21 protein-coding genes are annotated in these 20,314 nt (G+C 39.9%); 15 read left to right on the top strand and 6 right to left on the bottom strand.

All coding sequences use genetic code 11. The features are described from left to right. Positions 1-2 precede the first annotated feature (2 nt). From AC59HC_RS06860 to AC59HC_RS06930, 15 genes are all read left to right on the top strand, one after another. A complete protein-coding gene (locus tag AC59HC_RS06860) occupies positions 3-1,412 on the top strand; it encodes a carbohydrate porin (RefSeq protein ID WP_496558295.1) in 1,410 nt (469 codons plus the stop codon). 18 nt (positions 1,413-1,430) lie between these two features. After that, complete coding sequence (locus AC59HC_RS06865) at positions 1,431-2,273, top strand: sugar phosphate isomerase/epimerase family protein (RefSeq protein WP_496558296.1); 843 nt, start codon at positions 1,431-1,433, stop codon at positions 2,271-2,273. Positions 2,274-2,434: 161 nt separating this feature from the next. Then, positions 2,435-2,908 carry a Dps family protein gene (locus AC59HC_RS06870; protein ID WP_482399533.1) on the top strand — a complete coding sequence of 158 codons (474 nt, stop codon included), beginning with the start codon at positions 2,435-2,437 and terminating at the stop codon, positions 2,906-2,908. A gap of 54 nt (positions 2,909-2,962) precedes the next feature. Further along, complete coding sequence (locus tag AC59HC_RS06875; protein WP_343642573.1) at positions 2,963-3,658, top strand: LytR/AlgR family response regulator transcription factor; 696 nt, start codon at positions 2,963-2,965, stop codon at positions 3,656-3,658. A gap of 112 nt (positions 3,659-3,770) precedes the next feature. Continuing rightward, positions 3,771-5,978 (top strand): hybrid sensor histidine kinase/response regulator, encoded by a 2,208-nt coding sequence (locus AC59HC_RS06880; protein WP_496558297.1) that lies wholly within the window; start codon positions 3,771-3,773, stop codon positions 5,976-5,978. A 12-nt stretch (positions 5,979-5,990) separates the two neighbouring features. Continuing rightward, positions 5,991-7,049: an NADH:flavin oxidoreductase/NADH oxidase gene (locus AC59HC_RS06885; protein ID WP_496558298.1), complete on the top strand. Its 1,059-nt coding sequence runs from the start codon at positions 5,991-5,993 to the stop codon at positions 7,047-7,049. A gap of 22 nt (positions 7,050-7,071) precedes the next feature. Next, positions 7,072-7,623, top strand: a complete 552-nt coding sequence (locus tag AC59HC_RS06890) for an antibiotic biosynthesis monooxygenase (RefSeq protein WP_333597896.1) — start codon at positions 7,072-7,074, stop codon at positions 7,621-7,623. A gap of 202 nt (positions 7,624-7,825) precedes the next feature. Beyond that, entirely contained in the window at positions 7,826-8,383 is a 558-nt protein-coding gene (locus AC59HC_RS06895) for a hypothetical protein (RefSeq protein ID WP_333597895.1), read from the top strand. A 134-nt stretch (positions 8,384-8,517) separates the two neighbouring features. Then, positions 8,518-9,564 carry a cupin domain-containing protein gene (locus AC59HC_RS06900; protein ID WP_333597894.1) on the top strand — a complete coding sequence of 349 codons (1,047 nt, stop codon included), beginning with the start codon at positions 8,518-8,520 and terminating at the stop codon, positions 9,562-9,564. 5 nt (positions 9,565-9,569) lie between these two features. Then, on the top strand, positions 9,570-10,262 hold the full coding sequence (locus tag AC59HC_RS06905) for a YoaK family protein (protein WP_202842828.1): 693 nt from the start codon (positions 9,570-9,572) through the stop codon (positions 10,260-10,262). A 4-nt stretch (positions 10,263-10,266) separates the two neighbouring features. Then, complete coding sequence (locus AC59HC_RS06910; protein ID WP_202842830.1) at positions 10,267-10,728, top strand: redoxin domain-containing protein; 462 nt, start codon at positions 10,267-10,269, stop codon at positions 10,726-10,728. A gap of 2 nt (positions 10,729-10,730) precedes the next feature. Further along, positions 10,731-11,249 carry a DsbA family protein gene (locus AC59HC_RS06915; RefSeq protein ID WP_202842832.1) on the top strand — a complete coding sequence of 173 codons (519 nt, stop codon included), beginning with the start codon at positions 10,731-10,733 and terminating at the stop codon, positions 11,247-11,249. 50 nt (positions 11,250-11,299) lie between these two features. Beyond that, positions 11,300-12,121, top strand: a complete 822-nt coding sequence (locus AC59HC_RS06920) for an alpha/beta fold hydrolase (RefSeq protein WP_202842833.1) — start codon at positions 11,300-11,302, stop codon at positions 12,119-12,121. 130 nt (positions 12,122-12,251) lie between these two features. Then, entirely contained in the window at positions 12,252-13,805 is a 1,554-nt protein-coding gene (locus AC59HC_RS06925) for a sigma-54 interaction domain-containing protein (protein WP_411413880.1), read from the top strand. 5 nt (positions 13,806-13,810) lie between these two features. Next, positions 13,811-14,293: an SMI1/KNR4 family protein gene (locus tag AC59HC_RS06930; protein ID WP_395973270.1), complete on the top strand. Its 483-nt coding sequence runs from the start codon at positions 13,811-13,813 to the stop codon at positions 14,291-14,293. A gap of 21 nt (positions 14,294-14,314) precedes the next feature. On the opposite strand, the gene AC59HC_RS06935 is transcribed toward AC59HC_RS06930, so the two are convergent. From AC59HC_RS06935 to AC59HC_RS06960, 6 genes are all read right to left on the bottom strand, one after another. After that, positions 14,315-14,938, bottom strand: a complete 624-nt coding sequence (locus tag AC59HC_RS06935) for a TMEM175 family protein (RefSeq protein WP_395973268.1) — start codon at positions 14,936-14,938, stop codon at positions 14,315-14,317. Positions 14,939-15,054: 116 nt separating this feature from the next. Then, a complete protein-coding gene (locus AC59HC_RS06940) occupies positions 15,055-16,407 on the bottom strand; it encodes a sigma-54-dependent transcriptional regulator (protein ID WP_395973266.1) in 1,353 nt (450 codons plus the stop codon). Between the two features lie 12 nt (positions 16,408-16,419). Further along, positions 16,420-18,687, bottom strand: coding sequence for a tetratricopeptide repeat-containing sensor histidine kinase (locus AC59HC_RS06945; protein ID WP_343643283.1), 2,268 nt, complete (start codon positions 18,685-18,687; stop codon positions 16,420-16,422). Between the two features lie 45 nt (positions 18,688-18,732). Continuing rightward, entirely contained in the window at positions 18,733-19,398 is a 666-nt protein-coding gene (locus tag AC59HC_RS06950; RefSeq protein WP_202842845.1) for a YoaK family protein, read from the bottom strand. Between the two features lie 4 nt (positions 19,399-19,402). After that, positions 19,403-19,876, bottom strand: a complete 474-nt coding sequence (locus AC59HC_RS06955) for a Dps family protein (protein WP_202842847.1) — start codon at positions 19,874-19,876, stop codon at positions 19,403-19,405. A 1-nt stretch (position 19,877) separates the two neighbouring features. Then, on the bottom strand, positions 19,878-20,303 hold the full coding sequence (locus AC59HC_RS06960; RefSeq protein WP_333597888.1) for a DoxX family protein: 426 nt from the start codon (positions 20,301-20,303) through the stop codon (positions 19,878-19,880). Between the last annotated feature and the right edge of the window lie 11 nt (positions 20,304-20,314).

Raw genomic sequence — 20,314 nt, forward strand, 5'->3', positions numbered from 1 at the left:
CTATGAAAACAAAGCTTTTATTAGCCTGGCTCATGTTACTTACGTGTGCTGGCAGGGAAATTAATGCCCAGATCACGATAACCAATAAGAAATTTTCCTTCGGAACAACCGGAAGAATCGGAGCCGGTTATTCTCCGAATGCCGATGGAAAAACAGGAAGGCAGCTGAATCTGAACAATCAGGGATCTTTAGGTGGCAGAATGGATCAGGGAGATTACGTAGATTTCTTACCAGCCTTCCATTTTAGCCCGGTGATAAACGGTGACAGTACAAAAAGTACAAAGATCGATATGCAGGCCAGACTGAGCTTTTATTCAGGAGGGACTTTTCTGGGAAATGTAGACTCAAAATCCAATCAGGGGATGATTATTGCCTTGCCGGAAGCCTTTGTTGAAGCAAGAAACATTATGGGAAGTGACTGGGATGTCTGGGCGGGATCAAGATGGCTGAGATATGATGACATTCACATTGCAGATTACTTTTATTTTGATGACCATTCCGCAACCGGTTGGGGACTAAGACATAAAAACACAAGGTTTTCAATGTTTTTCCCGGCAGCTATTGATACCACAGCCAGCAACTCCACTCCATATTCTTACACCAATGTGATCAGCGGATCAAAAAACCTGATCTACAGGCAAAGGGAGGTTTTTGTCCTTGAGCAGACCCTTCCCTTTAAAAATACAAAGCACAAGCTGAAATTACTGGCAGAATTTCATCATGTAGAAAAATCAGGGGAAAATTCTGTAGAGCAATATCCATCGGATCAGGGCTGGGTTTTTGGAGCTAAATTAAATACAGATATTCCAACAACAATTCCGGGTTCATTCAATCAGCTTTCTGTAAGATACGGGACAGGAATTGCCAATGGAGGTGATAATGGTAACACACAGACCTGGCGAACCTACGGAGCTCCTGATGAGGTCACAAAAACATATAAAGGAGCTTACTCTCTTACGGTTGTTGAACATTTCCTCTGGAATATTTCAAACCGGTGGTCGCTTAATCCCTATGCTGTTTTCACCAAAAGTAAAGGAGGATCAACCAGTACTGATAAAGCGATGGACTATTATAACCGTGAAATTTTCAACAAAAAAACAGAGTTTAATACAGGAATCAGGGCCACTTATTATTACAACAACTGGTTTCATATTCTCTCTGAATTTCACTATGCAACCCGTAAAAACGGAACCCAGGATGCGGCATCAATGATGAAGCTGGTTTTAGCTCCTACCATGGTACCTACCGCTGAAAGAAGCGTCTGGGCAAGACCCCACATCCGTTTTATTGCAGAAGTATCAAGGTATAATGATGAGGCTATGAACAGTCTTTACTCACCGTTTTTACAGCAGTCAGGAGCCAAAAGATACGGGACTTATTTCGGAATACGAACAGAATGGTGGATTTTTTAAATTAAATAAAAAAATATAATGAATATAAAATTAGGGGCTTCCCTACTCTCCTGGATCACTCCGTTATGGAATGCGGAATCAGGAAAATATGCGATAGAAAAAACGGCTCAGGCCGGATTTGATCTGATCGAAATACTGTTACCTGCATCAATGGATTTTGATGCCAAAACCGTAAAAAAACAACTGAAAGACAACCATCTGGAAGCAGTATGCTCACTGAACCTTCCCAAAGACGCTCATATTGCATTCTATCCTGAAGCTGCGGAAAAGCTTATCAAAAAAGCCATCGATAAAGTATATGAACTGGAAACCCATCTTCTGGCTGGTGTCCTGCATGGCGGAATCGGTGTTTTTACAGGAAAACCACTTACAGAAAACGAAAAAGAAATCATTGCTGATGTGTGGTGCCATGTGGCGGATTACGCCCAAACCAAAAGTATAGATATTGCCATAGAGCCTATTAACCGCTATGAATCCTATGTCTGCAATACGGCAGAAAATGTACTGGAACTTATTAAGAAAACGGGCCGAAATAATCTCTTCCTTCACCTTGATACCTTCCATATGAATATCGAGGAAGATAATTTTTATGACCCAATCATCAATTCCGGAAAAATGCTGAAGCATATTCATGTGACAGAGTCTCACCGGGGCATGCTTGGAGAAGGGACCATCAATTGGGAAGAATTTTTCTCGGCATTGAAAAAGATCAATTTTGAAGGGAATTTGGTTCTTGAAAATTTCAGTTCCTCAATTCCGGGAATGCAGGAAAAGGTTTCATTATGGCAGAAATCACCTTATGATGCTCAGACATTGGCAGAAGGAAGTCTTGCCTTTTTAAAGAAGCATCTCAGCTTATAAAATTATCTGTTATATTATTCTGAAACTTATGGAAAGCGGAAATTGTCCGCTTTTCACCGATTGATTCTGCCCGTTCGCCGAAAATACAGATTGTTTTCCAGGATTATGACTGACCTTTACATCAGAAAAAGGCAATAATGCTCAACTAAAATCTTATTATTATGAAAACAAAAATCGGAATTACAGAAAAAAACACTGAAGCTGTTGCAGAACAATTAGCAAAATTATTGGCAGATGAAACACTGCTTTACATTAAAACAAGAAATGCCCACTGGAACGTAACCGGAGATAACTTCCATGCCAATCACATTTTCTTTGAAGAACAATACAAACAACTGGATGAACTGATGGACAGCGTTGCAGAAAGAATGCGTAAAATCGGACATTATGCACCGGCGACTATGAAAATCTATCTGGAACTGACTCATTTAACGGAATACAGTGAAAGAACAAACGATGGCCCCGGATACATGAAAGATTTATTAAGTGACCATGAAAGCATTATCGAATTTCTCCGCGGAAATATTACTCCATTTGCAGAAACCTATAAAGACTACGGTACCAGCGATTTTATTACAGGCCTGATGGAAGCTCATGAAGAAATGGCCTGGATGATCCGCTCCTATTTCAGATAACATAAAATAAAAAAGTTATAATTATCTTTGTGTGAATCATAAACAACTATACCTATGAAAGCCTTAATCGTGGATGATAATGATATTGCAAGAACAACATTAGCCCATCTCGCCAAACAGGTTCCGGAGCTTTCCATTGTCAGCGAGTTTTCCAATGCCATAGAAGCTTATCATTATCTTCAGTCCAATCAAGTAGATCTGATATTTCTTGATATAGAAATGCCGGAAATGACAGGGATTGAGCTCACGAAAACCCTTTCCGGTAAAGAGACCATCATCATTTTCACGACCTCGAAAAAAGAATATGCACTGGAAGCCTTTGAGCTTAATATTGCAGATTACCTTCTAAAGCCCATTATGCCGGTAAGATTTCTGCAGGCTGTAAGCAAGGCACAGACGATTCTTGAAAGCAGAAAAGAAAATGTGGAAATCACAAGGGACGAGTTTCTTTTTGTAAGGGATTCCAATATTACAAGGCGCTTAAAGCTGGATGATATTTTCTACGCAGAAGCCATGGGTGATTATGTAAAGTTTTACACCAAAGAAAAGATGTTTGCCATTCACGGTAAAATGAAAACTGCCGAAGAACGTCTTCCCAAGGATCATTTTATAAGAGTCCACCGTTCCTATATTGTTTCTGTAGGCAAAATTGACACCCTTCAGGACGGCGGTATTATGATCAACGGTAAATTCATTCCCGTAGCGGATGCGTACCGTAAAGCACTCAATACAAGAATGAATGTCTTTTAGCATTGACAGACATCTGGCATGTCTGTCCATCTTTTGATCTCTATTTGTGGATGGGCCCGGAGTAAACCCGACTGTTACCCGGAACTCTTTATCTTAAATCAGACCGTTATTTATGAAAAACATATCTTCAGTAATGGATAACAAACGATTCAGCTATTTTATTATCCTGACTTTTATTGCGGGCTCACTCCTATTGATAGCTGTTCAGCTCAATTCTGCAGGAAATACCAAGGCGCTGATTCAGAATAACAATACTTTGCTGAGCGAATTGCGTTCAAGCAATCATTTACGGGAGATTGACCGTGATATTCTGGGGGTGGAAAGCAGAATCAGAGCTTCTATTGCAACGAATGATACCACCCATCTTGAAGGCATCGACCAAAAAATCAGTCAGATTGAAAATTTCCTGGATTCTCTTTCCAAAGACAATGTAAACGCCGAAGAAGAAAAGCTGATCCACAGGTTAAGTGTTCTTGCCATGGAAAAGAAAACAACCAAAGATAAACTCCTGCACCGTTATCTTTCTGTTGGAAACATGGACGATAATACCTCCATTGCTAATCCGCATGCAAGAAAAATTTCTAATGAAATCACCAGCATCACGGCTAAAATATATGAAAGCAGAAAACTGAATATGGTTGAACTCAGCCAGAAAAGTGAGGAAATGGGGCAGAAAGCAAGATTTTATGACATTTCAATATTGGTCTTACTGATTTTGGGAGGTTCTGTCGTTGGGTATCACATTCTTCGTCAGTTTAAACGTCAGAGATTACTCATAAGCGAACTTGATATTGCCGAGAAAAAAGCGTTGGTAGCGGCACAGACCAAAGAAAATTTCCTTGCCAATATGAGCCACGAAATCAGAACTCCTTTAAGCGGAATTCTCGGTTTCACCAATTTGCTGCAAAAACGCCCACTGGACGAAACCTCAGCAGAATTTGTTTCTTCCATACAACGTTCCGGAGAAAACCTTATGGCCATCATTAATGACATTCTTGATTTATCCAAAATAGAAGCAGGAATGATGCGCATTACCCCGGGAATTTTCAGCATCAATGGTCTGGTTAATTCCGTAGAAACATTTTTTACAGAACGGGCCAGAGAAAAAGGACTTACCATTTCCAGTACTGTTGATTCTTCCATTCCTGACACATTGGTGGGAGACGCTACAAGACTGACACAGATTTTAGTTAACCTGATCGGAAATGCCATAAAATTTACCCATCAGGGAAATATTTCTATTGAAATCTACAGTAAACAGCAAACAGAGAACGAAGCTGTTCTGGGATTTAAAATTTCAGATACCGGAATTGGAATTGACAAAGAAAAGCTTACTGAAATATTCGAAAGATTCAACCAGGGAGAAGATTCAACGACAAGAAATTACGGCGGAACAGGATTAGGTTTATCCATAGTGAAAAGCCTGATTGTACTGCAAAACGGAAACATCGAAGTAAGCAGTGAACAAGGCAAAGGAACTACATTTCATTTCTATATTCCTTACGGAATTGCTGAGGAACAGCTTACTGTCATTCCAGCTGTTGATCCCCACTATTTTAAAGATAAGTCCAATACGCCCCTGAAAGTACTGGTGGTTGATGATAATGTGATCAATCAAAGCCTGATGAAACATTTGCTCTCCCAGTGGAATATTGATTTTCATATTGCATCGAATGGTCTTGAAGGAGTAAGCTATCTCAAAAGCAATACATGCGATCTGGTTTTAATGGATATACAGATGCCGCAGATGGATGGATATGCTGCCACCCAAAAAATACGGGAAGAACTCAAACTGGATATTCCGATCATCGCAATGACCGCCCATGCGCTGGCAGGAGAAAGAGAAAGATGCCTGAGCCGTGGGATGAACGAATATATTCCTAAGCCTGTCAATGAAGAAGAGTTGTTTATGCTGATTTCGAAACTAGGGTTTAAAGAAAATAATAAAAACGAAAAGAAAACCGAAAATCCATCATCTGACTATCAGTATATTGATCTCACTTATATGCAGACGGTAAGCGGCGGAGATAAAAGCTTCGAACAAATGGTCACTCAACAGTTTATTGAGAATATTCCCAATCATCTACAGAAATTGACAACAGCTTATGAAAACCGGGATTTTTCAGGGATGAAACTGTGGGCTCATGATCTGAAATCCAGCATTGCCATCATGGGATTACATCCTCTGTTAAAGGAAAGACTTGATATTCTTGAAACAGCATCAGCAGAAAATACTGATCTGCAAAAAATACTGGCAGAAGTACAGAACGTTTTGTTGAAAGCTGTTTCTGAAGCTGAAGCATTTTCAAAAACAATTTAAAAATAAGAAAAAATGAATTTATTTTCACCCATACACATTCGCAGTCTTACCTTAAAGAACAGGATTGCACTATCTCCTATGCAGCAATACAGCGCTAAAAACGGAGTTCCCGACAACTGGCATCTCGTTCACCTCGGAAGCAGGGCTGTTGGCGGTGCAGGATTGATTCTTACCGAATGTACAGCCGTTTCAGAAGAAGGTCTGGCAACATTATCTGATGTAGGGATCTGGAACGATGAACAGAAAAATGCCTGGAAAAACATCGTAAATTTTGTGCATGAACAGGATGCCAAAATAGGGGTTCAACTCTGGCATGCAGGAGGAAAAGGCAGCCTGAAACATCCCAATGAAAGAATGAAACCTCTCACTCCGGAAGAAGGAGGCTGGACGGTAAAATCATCTTCTGCCCAGGAATTCAACGGAGTTTTTGCTGAAGAGCTCACCATTGATGAGATCCAGGAACTAAAGACGAAATTTGTTAAAGCAGCCCTTCGTACTCTTGAAGCAGGCTTTGATACCATTGAACTTCATGCAGCACATGGTTACCTGTTCCATCAGTTTTATTCCGCAGTGATCAACAAAAGACAGGATGAATATGGCGGAAGTTTTGAAAACAGGATCCGTTTCCTTGTGGAAACCGTTCAGGAAATCAGAAAAGCTATTCCTGCTGAGATGCCTCTTTTCGTAAGAATTTCCTCTACTGACTATATAGAATCGGAGGAAGCCTGGACTCTGGAAGACAGCATTAAACTTTCAGAGATCCTTAAAGAAAATGGTGTAGATTTCATTACGGCATCTGGCGGTGGATTTACCAATGTAAGCAAGGATAAGGTATTTCCCGGATATCAGGTTCCTTTTGCAAAAGCGATTAAAGAACAGACCGGGATTTTAACAGGAGCTGTTGGAATGATTACGGAAGCAGAACAGGCTAATGATATTATTGTCAATGGAGATGCAGATCTGGTAATCATTGCCCGGGAACATCTGAGAGATCCTTATTTTGCTATTCATTCTGCCAAGACATTAGATATTGAAACAGAAATTCCGTGGCAGTATAAAAGGGCATATTAAATTAACCCATAAAAAATCAGTTATGGAAAATCAGGGTGCTTCAGTAGTCATTACCCATCATATTCTGGATGGAAAACAATCACAGTATGAAAAATGGCTGGACGAAATTGTGCCTGTCACCAGGCATTCGGAAGGCTTTATTGATCTTCAGATTGTTCGTCCTATTCCCGATCTGACTTTTGTATACACTGTCATTATCCGTTTTGATACGATTAATCATCTTAAAAGCTGGATGGAGTCGGATAACCGGAAAAAACTCATTGAGAAAGCCAATCCGCTGTTCAGAAAAAATGACCATTATCAGATCAGATCCGGGCTTGATTTTCTTTTTACGACAGAAAATGAAGGGAATAAAGTTCCGGTACGCTGGAAACAGTTTCTGGCAACCTGGTCTGCCATTTATCCGCTGTCTGTACTTATTCCTGCTTTGATCATTCCTTTTTTACGGTTTTTACATATTCCGGCCAATCATTATTCCGACGGATTCATCAATTCCGGAATCATCGTTTTTCTGATGGTATTTGCCGTGATGCCCAATTATACCAGGCTGATCAAAAAATGGCTGTATAAATAACTCTATCTAAAAATTATCCTTTATCAATCACTGTAACCTACAGTGATTTTTTTGTTTTCAGGAACGTTTGTCCTGTTATCGTTTGAACATCATCGCCTTATTCAACGACAGTTTTCGCCTGTTGACCGAACAGCATTAAAAATTAAAACAACCGGTTTGTAGCTTTACATCATCAATAACATCACAATCAAAATCAACAACTATGGAAATCTTACAAACTCCCGAAAACGCACTATCTCACTCAAGCGTAAGTGCCATCATCCATGCACCCATTGAAAAAGTGAATATCGCAGACTGGCTGCTTAATCTGCCGGACGCCGAATATCAGCGCTGCTCTACCCAGCATATCGGAGCTGCTATTTCAGTTACCTTTGATGGTAAGCCGGTATCTTTAAATGTAGAAACCATTGGGGATGCACTGATGGTACAGCATTATGTTGCAGATGTTCACCGCCCCGATTACTGCCGCATGCTTTCCATCTCTGATTCAATTACAAAAAACGGACGTACAAAAGTTCAGGTTCTATGGGAACTGAAAGTGACAAAGATTGATGAAAACACCTGTCTTTATACCAATGAAATTCATGCGACAGCCACCCCCGAAATGTTTGAATATCTGAAAGAACACGGGATCAACCTTGCAGATGCCGCTGCATCAAGACAGGCTGCTTCTGATGCCCACAATCATGAGGAAACACCAAACTTTGCAAAAAGCATTGAAAATAAAGCACTGACAGGTCAATATATCCAGCCTTTTTAAAAAAGTAGCAACCCCTCTATATCCTCAACGACTCATTTTGCCTTTTCACCGAATGACATCAAGAAAAAGTAAAATTCAGAAGTAGCTTTACAATAGCAAAAACAAAGAGCATTAATCACAAAAAAAATAATACTATGAATCCATCATCATTAAGTTTCAGATACGAATTAGAAAAAAAAGAACCGCGTACCAATGACGGTGGTACAACAAGAGGTGCTTCCGTAAAAGAATTCCCTGCTTCTGTAGGTATTGCAGGAGTTTCCATGAGATTACAGCCCGGAAGCATGAGAGAACTTCACTGGCATGCCAATGCCGCAGAATGGGCGTATGTAATTTCAGGAACGGTACGTACAACGATTATCCATCCGGACGGACGAAGTTATACTGATAATTTTGAACCCGGGGATGTATGGTATTTCCCGAAAGGCTACGGACATTCCATCCAGGCTACCGGAACAGAGGAATGTCATTTCATTCTGATTTTTGACAATGGTAATTTTTCCGAAGACCATACCTTCAGCGTTACAGATTTTGTGTCAAGTATGCCTCCTGAAATCGTTGCACAGAATTTAGGACTAAGCCTTGAAGAAGTAGCAGAACTTCCACAGAAAGAGGTTTACTTCGCAGCGGGAGTCGTTCCGGATGAACTCTCTGTGAATGCTGCAGCCCGTCCCGAGGAATCAGACATTGAACTGACAAGCCTGCACCGATATCCTCTACATTCCCAGCAGCCAAGAATCATTCCCGGCGGCGGTCTCCAAAGATTGGTTACTAGTAAGGAATTTCCGATCAGCACCACAATGGCCGGTTCTGTGCTGGAGCTGCAGCCCGGTGCTTTAAGAGAAATGCACTGGCATCCGAATGCGGATGAGTGGCAGTATTTTATATCCGGACAGGCAGAAATGTCGGTATTCCTGGCAGAAGGAGTTTCTGTTACAGAACAGTTCAATGCCGGTGATGTAGGTTATGTACCTATGGGAGCCGGGCACTATATCAAAAATACCGGAGATACCGTCTGTAAAGTATTGATCGGATTTAATAGCGGCACCTATGAATCCATTGATATCAGCGAATGGCTGGCAGGAAACCCTAAAGATGTGATCATTACGAATTTCGGACTGAAGGAAGGAGAAATAGAAAAATTTCCGGAAAAGAAAGTATTCATAAAACCTGGAAAATAGCGCCTGTGATTCCGGAAACAAAAATCCTGCTCCCTGACAAGACCGTCAGAACACAGGAGAAACTGGCAGTATTCCTTGCTTTTATCGCAGGATATACAGATGCCACAGGACTGATACGATGGAAAACCTACGTTTCTTTTATGAGTGGCAATACGACTCAGTTAGGTGCAGCGGTTTTCAGTGGAAAATATGGTGTTATCATCAGTTCTGTCATTGTAATCATCTTTTTTCTGGTGGGGATTTATACAGGAACGTGTCTATCATTATCAAAGAAGTTCAGAAGTACAAAGATGATCTTCTACACGGTTTCCGGCATCATGATCCTTTACAGTATTACTGATTATTATGAGCATATTGCCAATGAAGTGTCTATAGCTGTTATCGGTTTTTCAATGGGCCTTATGAATACCATTATCACATCGGTAGGTAACCAAAAGATCAATACCGATTTTGTGACAGGAACTTTAAACAGTCTGGCAAGAACAGCTGCTCTGTTTGTCATGAGTAATCAGGCAGAGGAGCGGAAGGAATACAAAATAAATATCTTTCATTTGTTATTCTTATGGATGGGCTTTCTCTCCGGTGCTTCAGCAGCTCCTTTCCTGCTCTCTTATTCAGGAAACTGGACGTTGATGTTTCCGGCAGCCTTACTGCTCATCTGTGCATTCACAATACCAATTACAACGATTAAAAACTAATCCTATGCTAGAAAAAAATACGGTTGCCCCTGATTTTACATTATTTGCAACCCCGGACCAGAAGATTACCTTATCCGAATTCAGAGGACGAAACGTTATCCTTGCATTTTACCCGGCAGACTGGAGCCCGGTGTGCAGTGACCAGATGGCATTGTACAACGAAATGCTGAAGTATTTCAAAAAATATGATGCGGAGATTTTCGGAATTTCCGTAGACAGCAAATGGTGCCATCTGGCATTTTCACAATCCAGAAACCTGCACTTCCCACTGCTTGCAGACTTTGAAGCCAAAGGAGAAACAGCCAGGAAATATGGTGTTTACAATGACGAAGAAGGAGAATGCAACAGAGCCCTTTTTGTCATCAATAAAGACGGTCTCATCGAATGGAGCTACCTCTCTCCCACCGCCATCAATCCTGGCGCAGACGGAATTTTAGAAGCATTAGAAAACCTTAACATGAAATAATTATGTCACTTAAACCATCAGTCAGCAATGCTGACCATACTCAGGGCAACTCAGATGCCAGCTTAGTCATTGTAGAATACGGGGATTATCAGTGTCCTTACTGCGGAGCAGCCTATCCGGTTCTTAAAGAATTAATGAAAGAATTCGGAGATCAGATCAGATTTGTATTCAGAAATTTTCCGCTGTCAGAAATGCATCAGTATGCAAGAACGGCAGCACTGACAGCAGAAGCGGCAGCTTTGCAGGGAAAATTCTGGGAAATGCATGATGCTATTTATGAAAACCAGGAATACCTGAATGCTGATCTTCCGTTAAAGCTTGCAGAAAAACTGGGATTAAATATTTCCCAATTCAAAGTTGATATTCATAAGAAGGAATTAGCAGAAAAGGTAGATACAGACTTTGAAAGCGGTATCATCAGCGGAGTGAACGGAACCCCTTCATTTTTCATTAACGGAAATAAATTCAATGGCGGTGCAGAAGACCTTTTCCAGTTGGTACGTGAAAATACTGCCTATTAATCAGAAAAATATTTAAACAAAATCAATTCATAACATTAAAAATAAACAACATGAGCACATTAACATTAAAAGACGGAACAGAAATTTTTTACAAAGATCAGGGACAAGGCCCGGTATTAATGTTTCACCACGGATGGCCTTTATCATCTGACGATTGGGATGCACAGGTAATCTTCTTCCTGCAGAAAGGCTACAGAGTGGTTACTCACGACAGAAGAGGCCACGGACGCTCCAGCCAGAATATCTACAATCACACTATTGAGCAATACGCTTCTGATGCCGCAGAACTGGTTGAATTCTTAGATCTGAAAGATGTTGTACACATCGGGCATTCAACAGGTGGCGGTGAAGTGATCCGTTATGTGAATAAATACTCGAATGGAAGAGCTAAGAAAGCAGTTCTGATCAGCGCCATTCCACCGGTAATGGTGAAAAGTGAGAATAATCCTGACGGTGTTCCTATGGAAGTTTTCGACAATATCAGGGAACAGACGATGAACAACAGAAATCAGTTTTATTATGATCTGACTTTCCCTTTCTACGGCTACAACAGAGAAGGTGCCAATATAAAAGACGGTGTTCAGAGAAATTGGTGGAGACAGGGATTAATGGGCGGAATTGTTGCTCATTATGATGGGATTAAAGCTTTTTCAGAAACAGATTTAACGGAAGATTTAAAAGCTGTTGACATTCCTGTTCTGGTGATGCATGGTGAAGATGACCAGATCGTTCCTATTGCCAATGCGGCATTAAAATCAATTAAATTATTAAAGAACGGAAAGCTGATCACGTATCCGGGATTCCCTCATGGTATGCCGACTACAGAGCATGAGACGATCAACAAAGACCTTTTGGAATTTATCAGATCTTAAAAACAATCTCTTTTCAATATACTGAAGATGAACTTTAATGGTTCATCTTTTTTATTTCAGGTATTGTACCACTCACATGCAGATCTTTTTCAATTTTTACTATCTTTAAACTTTCAAGTAAGAATTTTCTATGAGTAAGCCTTCTGATCCCAATGCAGAAATGATGAAACGCCTGCAGGAAATGCAGAAAGAACAGCTTATGATTTCCCGTTTAACCAAAGAGTTGTCTACCATTTTAGATAAGAAACAGCTTCAGCTTGTTATCAATACATCTTTCAAAACTGAACTGGGATTCAATGATTGTATGATGATCAGGGATGTAAAAGGAAATATTGAAATACTCAGCAGCCGGAATGAAAATCAGAACCATACCACAGATCAACAGCTTGACAGGTATGTAAAAAACTGTCTTGATTCTGCGGAGCCTCTTCTTTTTGATCTGAAAGAATTGTCACCGCTTCCTTCCTGTTTTACCGAAGCTAAAAATTCGGGAATGCGGATGGCTGTCGGATTGGGACTGCCGGCTGTCAGTGAAAGTAAAAATGTACTTTTCCTTTTCTACAGAAGCTTTATTTCAAGAGATACAATTCCGGAAAGAATTTTAAACGGTATTTCTACCCAGCTTTCCATTACCCTTCATAACATTGATGTTCAGGAGCAGTTGAAAACATTTCAGGGAAATATCCGGGACTTTCCAAAAGAAATTGAAGAAGATAAGAAAAGCGTACACGGCTTTCACGGAATTGTGGGAAAAAGTGAAGCGATGCAGCTCATTTTCGAACAGATTTCGCAGGTAGCACATTCACAATCCAACGTGATTATCTTTGGAGAGACGGGTACAGGAAAAGAACTTATAGCACAGGCGGTTCATGAACTTTCGGAATTTTCGGGAAAGAAAATGATCAGGATAAACTGTGCGGCTATTCCTGCCAACTTAATAGAATCTGAACTCTTTGGTCATGAAAAAGGAAGCTTTACCGGAGCAACTGAACAAAGAAAAGGAAAGTTTGAACAGGCCCACAACAGCACCATTTTTCTGGATGAAATTGGCGAACTGCCTCTGGAATTACAAGCCAGGCTTCTGAGGGTTCTTCAGGAAAAAGAAATTGAAAGAATTGGTGGAAACAAAAGGATTAAGGTGAATGTGCGGATCATTACGGCCACCAACAGGAATCTTGAAAAAGAAGTGGCGAAAGGACGGTTCAGAAGCGATCTTTTTTACAGACTGAATGTTTTTCCTATCCATCTTCCTGCCTTACGGGAAAGAAAAGAGGATATTCCTTTGCTGGCAGACTATTTCCTTGAAAAGCTCTATCCTAAGACAGGCAAAAAGATTAATGGTTTTTCTCAGAACGTGGTTAAAATGATGATGGCTAATCCATGGCTGGGTAATATCCGTGAACTGGAAAATATGGTTGAAAGAAGCATGCTGACAACAAAAGGAGATATGATCAGGGAAATGGATTTTCCAAAAGTTATGAACGCTCAAAATACGGATCAGGATTTTCAGGTTAAAACATTGCAGGAATTTGAAAAGGAATATATTTTAAAAATAATCAAAAAATGTAACAGCCGTATTTTCGGGGAAACAGGTGCTGCGAAACTGCTGGGATTACCACCTACAACACTTATTTCCAAAATGCAGAAACTTGGAATAGAGAAGGAACATTATTATAAGAAATAATCAATATGGAAATAGAGCTTTTAAAATATTTACAGAGTAATCCGGCAGCATATCCCAATAATCAGGAATATGAAGGAAGGATAAAACCAATTTCGCCTATAGAAATACAACAGCTTGAAGTAAAATATAACAATGGACATTCTTTTCCAAAAGTTTTAAGAGAGCTTTTATTTCTCGCAGGAAATTATTGCTATGTTCTTGATTATAATATTTTTGAAACTCAGGAAGAACTTCAAGATGCTGCCAGGTCGTGGTTATTGTTCTATAATAGAAATATTAACAGAAACTTTTTTGTTGTTGATGCCTATAATGCTGGTGATCAATTTTTATTTATATATCTGGATGAAGGAGATGATCCAATAATAAGACAAGCCTATTTACCATCAAGGAGCGATATTCAATTTATTACATCACTTTTAAACAGGACTCTCTCTCAATATATAGAAGATCAGATAGATGTTGTAAAACAAGGATATAATCCTTTTTAATCAACCATTTCTAAATACAAATCATCCCTTTTTAATACTCATTTCTATTTTCCCTGAAGACAACGCCCAGAAAATCCAAAGTCCTAAAATGATCAGCAGCGACAAGGCCGGGATCCAGAACGACAGGATTAATGCCATAACATAAATAGGAAGTCCATACAAGTAGTTATTGTGGATCTTTTTTATAGCCGCATCGGTAATACCCGGGCGCAAAAGCTTTTTGTTACGGGTGGCCAGAAACCATAATAAATTGTAAGCAAGATTGATCAGGACAAAAATACCGGTATAAAGTGCCACAACAACAGAAGAAGCTTCGCCGTCAAAATACCTTGCCAGCAAAGCGGTAGGATAAGAAACTGCCGAAACCAGGAAAAGAATCAGTCCATTGGCAAACATAATCGCTGAATTCCGGCTGTAGATCTGTTTGAAGATCTTATGATGATTCACCCACATGATGAAAATACTGAAAAATGAAAGGATAAATGCCAGAAATGCCGGCCACTGATTCTTCAGAAAGACCAGCAGATCATTCCCGTTTTGTATTGAATTTTCTTCAGGAAAGTGAAGATCCAGCACCAAAAGCGTAACGGCTATTGCAAAAACACCATCACTGAATCCTTCTATTCTGAGTGTTTCTTTTTCCATAATTACCTGATTGATTTATTATTGTAAAGGCATAATGATTTTATTCTCAAACTATTTGAAGAATTATGATTAAAAAATTGAAAGAAAATATGGTCTCCGGCTAGCTTTCCCCTGAATTATTTATAGCCTTTGTCAATTCCCAGTTTTTTCATTTTGGAATATAAAGTCTGAGCTTGTATTTTCAAGAGCTCTGCAGCACCGCCCGGCCCGGAAACTTTTCCGCCGGAAGTCTGAAGCGCATTCATGATATGATCTCTTTCCATATCTTCCAATGATTTCAGCGGACCCAGTGTTTCTATAGGTTTTTCAATAATTTCAGGCAGATCGAAACGTTCTATTTCCGTTGTTTTGGCCAGAAGAACACTTCTTTCAATAAGATGCTCCAGCTCACGGATATTGCCGGGCCAGTGATAATTTAACAGCTGTTCTAATGCTTTTTCACTGATAGATGTGATATTTCTTCTCGAAGCAGCGGCATATTTATTCAGGAAAAAATGGGCCAGCAATACGATATCTTCCTTTCTTTCTCTCAGCGGAGGCAGTTCAATTGGGAAAACATTCAATCGGTAATACAGATCCAGCCTGAATCTTCCTTCCGCCACTTCTTTTTCCAGAGAACGGTTGGTCGCTGCCACAATTCTTACGTTTACTTTAATCGTGTTATTTCCTCCCAGTCTTTCAATTTCTTTTTCCTGTAAAACTCTCAGTAATTTAACCTGTGAGTCCAGTGGCAGCTCCCCTATTTCATCCAGGAAGACTGTTCCTCCGTTGGCCTGCTCAAATTTTCCGATTCTCAATGTATTGGCTCCGGTAAAGCTTCCTTTTTCGTGTCCGAAAAGCTCGGATTCGATAAGCGCATGCGGCAGTGCAGCACAGTTGACTACAACAATAGGATGAGCTTTGCGTTCTGAAAGCTCATGAACGGAATGGGCTACTTTTTCCTTTCCCGTTCCGCTCTCCCCAACCACCAGAACAGACGTATCTGTAGGAGCCACTACCCTTATTTTTTCAACGACATCCTGAAGCACCTTGCTTTTTCCGATAATTCCTTCAATGACTTCGTTATTTCCGGTATCAGTACACAATTCACAGCCTCTTTCCATGTCATATCGGTATCTGGCAATGTCTAGCATAACAATCATATCACGCTCCCGGAAGGGTTTTACCATAAATCCGTAGGGCTGTGTTTCTTTCACTGCTTCCAGGGTAGACTGGTTGGTATTGGCTGAAATATAAAGAAAAGGGAGGTTCATCTCACGCAGTTCCCAGGCAAGATCAATTCCTGTGAGATCACCTTTTAAGATGATATCAAGAAGTACCCAATCCGGCTTATTATCTGCAATCAGTTTTCTGGCCTGAACCACTGAAGATGCAATTCCTGTAACCTGATAACCGGCCTTCATCAGCATCAGTTTCAAATCATTGGCTACAATAAATTCATCTTCTACAATTAATATTTTTTCTTTCATAATAATCAGCCTTTAATTTGAAGGAGTTATTTCTGTATTTTTTCTGAAGGTAATCGTCACTTTTAAGCCCCCTTTGTTTTCGAGATTGAAGGTTCCGTCCAGCTGATCGGTAAGCCCGCGCATCAGATTCATTCCCAAAGATTCTGTTTCTTCAATATTGAAATCTTCCGGAAGCCCTACTCCATTATCTGAAATCATCAGTTCACAAAGGTCATCACCAATATTTTTAAATGAAACGAAAACTTCCCCTTTCCGGTCATCCGGAAATGCATATTTTACGGTATTGTTGACTGCTTCGTTAACGATCAATCCCATAGGAACCGCCTGTGCAACATCAAGAAATACTTTATCGGTATCCACTGTAAAATTAATTTTCCTGTCAGATGAATAACATTCTTTGATATAGGTAATCAGCTCATAAATATACCAGGACATGTCAATCATTGAAAGATTATCAGACTGATAAAGTTTCTGATGGATAAGAGACATGGCATGCATTCTGTGCTGGCTGTTCTGGATGGCCATCAGGGCATCTTCATTATCCAGATAAGCCGACTGCGTATTCAGCAGGCTGATCACAATCTGCAGGTTATTTTTAACCCTGTGATGGATTTCCTTTAAGAGCCATTCTTTCTCGGAAAGTAATTTCTTCAGCTGTTCGTTCTGTTCATCAATCTGCTTACGTTTCAGTTCCAGGTTTTTATTGGCATTGCTTTTTAATCTTGAGCGGTTATACAGCAAAGCAGCAAAAAGGATCAGTGCCAGAATGCTTCCGATGAAGACATATCTGATAAAGGTATCATTGGCAATCTTAATATCCTGCAGTTTTGCTTTCTGGGTCAGCAGCTGAATATTTTTATCTTTCTGTTCTGTCTCAAACTGAATTTTAAGACTGTTGATCTGCTTGCTTTTTTCACCGTTAAAAACAGAATCGGAAAGCTTTTTGTACAGCTGATAATGCTGTATGGCATCAAGGTATTTTCCCTGTATGGAATCTGCTTTGAACCACATTAAATGGTTTTCCGAACGAAGCATATCATTTCCGTTATTTTTGGCTATCGAATCAAAAAGTCTGGCTTCACGATACATTTTATCAAAGTTCCGGGTCTGGTAATGATAGAAAACAAAGCTTCGCAGCAATGAGGCCTGCTGATTATTTTTTTCTGCATTTTCACCATAATAGGCCACCAGTTTTTTGTAGTAGGCTTCAGCTTCATTAAACTGCTTTAAAATAGTATAGGTGCTGAACAGGATATAGTTTTCTGACATTTCAAAATCCTTGTCTACTATGGGGTAACGTTCTCTGTACTCTTGTATCATGGTAATGGCCTGCTTAAACTTTTTCTGCCTGATCAGCATGGTAGAAATATTATTGGCCACCGTTCTGATGTAGGTGTTATCTTTGTTTTTCTTTGCTGTGGCCAGTGATTTTTCCCAATACTTCATGGCATCATCATTTTTACGGAGATAATAATATACCATTCCGATATTGCTGTAAATAGAGCACATCTGCAAAGAATAATCATTCACACTTTCGGCTGTTTTTTCTGCCAGAAGACCATAACGGAGTGCTTCCTCATAATCCGCTTTCTGAATTTCAACCTGAGAGATAAGATTATAAACACTCTGTAATTCTCTGAATTTAACGGACTTATAAACAGACAGGGATTGTTTGAGCAAGCCCAGAGCCTTATCAGCATTTTCCTTGATGTAGTAAAGCTCACCCAGATCTTTTAAAACACCTGCCTGATTCAGTTTTGATCCTGAATTCTTAAACAGTTCCAATGCTTTTTCTTTCAGTTTGATTTTAGTATCAAAATATTCGGGGTTATTGTCATACATATATGATAATTCATTGTATGCTTCTCCGGCCTGCTCTTTAAAATGATTTTTTTCAAAATAAGAAAGCGCCTGTTTCATGTTGGAAAAAGCAATCGTTTTACGGCCTCTTTCTTTATCTATTTTAGCCTCCAGAAATATGATTTTTCCGGCAGACAGCAGATCTCCGGATTTCACATTGAGTGCTTTTGCCTGTCTGTTCAGAATAGCGGCACTGTCGAGGTCAGCTTTCAGCTCTCCTTTTTTGGTAATGTAATAGTTACTCAGACGCAGCAATAAAGTGATTTTCTGAGTAGTATTGGCGGAAGAGGAAATCTGTTTTCTCAACAGTGCAGGATTTTCCTGGGTCTGTGCTTTTATACTGTATGAAAACATCAAAACCAACGAAAAACATACTATCTTTAGTAGATTTTTAGATAAAAAATAAAGGCTGAAATTCATTTTTTAAAGGTAATCTATTATCCTGTAATCTGCCATAGTCCAGAGCTAGTTTTTACGGTGGTAAAAATAGCAGATTATCATTGCCAGTCCCGGTAAAATCAGTGTTACCAGCCCATATTGTTTTCCTGCATAAGCTCCTAAAAAACAACCAACCAGAAATCCAAGAATGGTAATCAGCTGTTTCTTCAGGCTTGCCCATGCTTCAGGGTGGTGAAAGCCGCTTGACAGAAGCGTTCCGAAATCCAGGGAAGCCTGGGTTACATTTCCTGTCATCATGGTAGTCGGGCCATGGGTTTCCTTTGCATAAAGTTTTCCGAAAGCATTCTGAAGCCCCATTGCAAAAACGGTAATCATAGCCACAGTATACATGATGACTTCTGAAAACATTCCGTAGTAACTGAGAACAGCAACAATAATTCCGGCTAAAAAGAGCAACGCTCCTTCCCAGAATAGCAGCGTATAATGATTGATAACCTTTCCGGCGATTCTTCCTCCTGCCATAACCGCAAGAATAAAGACCGGAAAAGTAAGCAGCTTTACCCAGGCGTGAATATCCGATCCCTTCACAAACTGATAGGCAAAGACAATAAAGTTTCCCGTAACATGCGCCGAAAAAAGGGCATCTGCCGATACAAAAGTCACGGTATCGCAATATCCGGCAATCATGGTTAACAATAAGGTGACAAAACCGATATTATGATTTACTTCCATTTTTCTATTTTAAATGTGAACGCAGCATCCAGGCCATTTTCTCATGGGTTTCCAGCAATCCGGTAATATAGTCGCTCGTCCCTGAATCACGGAATTCAACAGCGAAGTTTTCAATATTTTCACGAAGATGAATGATGATACTTTCGTGGTCGGAAAGAAGTGTTCTGATGTAAGTCAGACTGTCGTTCGATTCCAGATGATGTTCGGACAGATGCGTTAATGCCAGGTACTCCCTTAAAGTGGCCGGTGCATAATGCCCCAGCGTTCTGATTCTTTCCGCCAGATCATCGATGATGTCGTCCAGCTGCCCGTATTGTGCTTCAAAAAACAGATGTTTATTATAAAAGTCGTGACCTTCGACATTCCAATGCGCTTTTCTTGTTTTGGTATACAATACAAATTCGTCTGCTAAAGTGGTAACCAATACTTCAGCAACTTTTGCTAAATTTTCGTTTTTAATTCCGATTGAAGTTTTCATTTTATAAAATATTTAATAAGTAATAATCAAGTGAATATCTTCCTGCTCCCAAGGCAAGAATCAGTAACAGGGACAGCGTGTACATAAAAGGAACATCCCGTACTTCCAGTGAATCTTTTCTGTGAACCACAAAATATCCGATAGCCGTTACCCCGATTGTCGGTAAAACGGCAAGCCTGGTTCCCAGTCCTAAAATAATCAGAAACGGAACCACCAGATCAGCAAATGAAGCGACTATGGCATTGAATTTATCAGGTAATCCCAGAGGATTTGGAATGACTTCCCTTTGTCCGTTTTCCAGCCTGAATTTCTTTAAACCATGCACTCTGAACAATTGAATCGCAAGGAGTACCCGGAAAACCAGGAATGAAGCATCATTGAATGGTGAACCTAAATCTGATGAAAGGATCTGTTTTAAAATTTCCATATGTTTTGATA

Source organism: Chryseobacterium sp. DZ-32, from assembly GCF_059587025.1.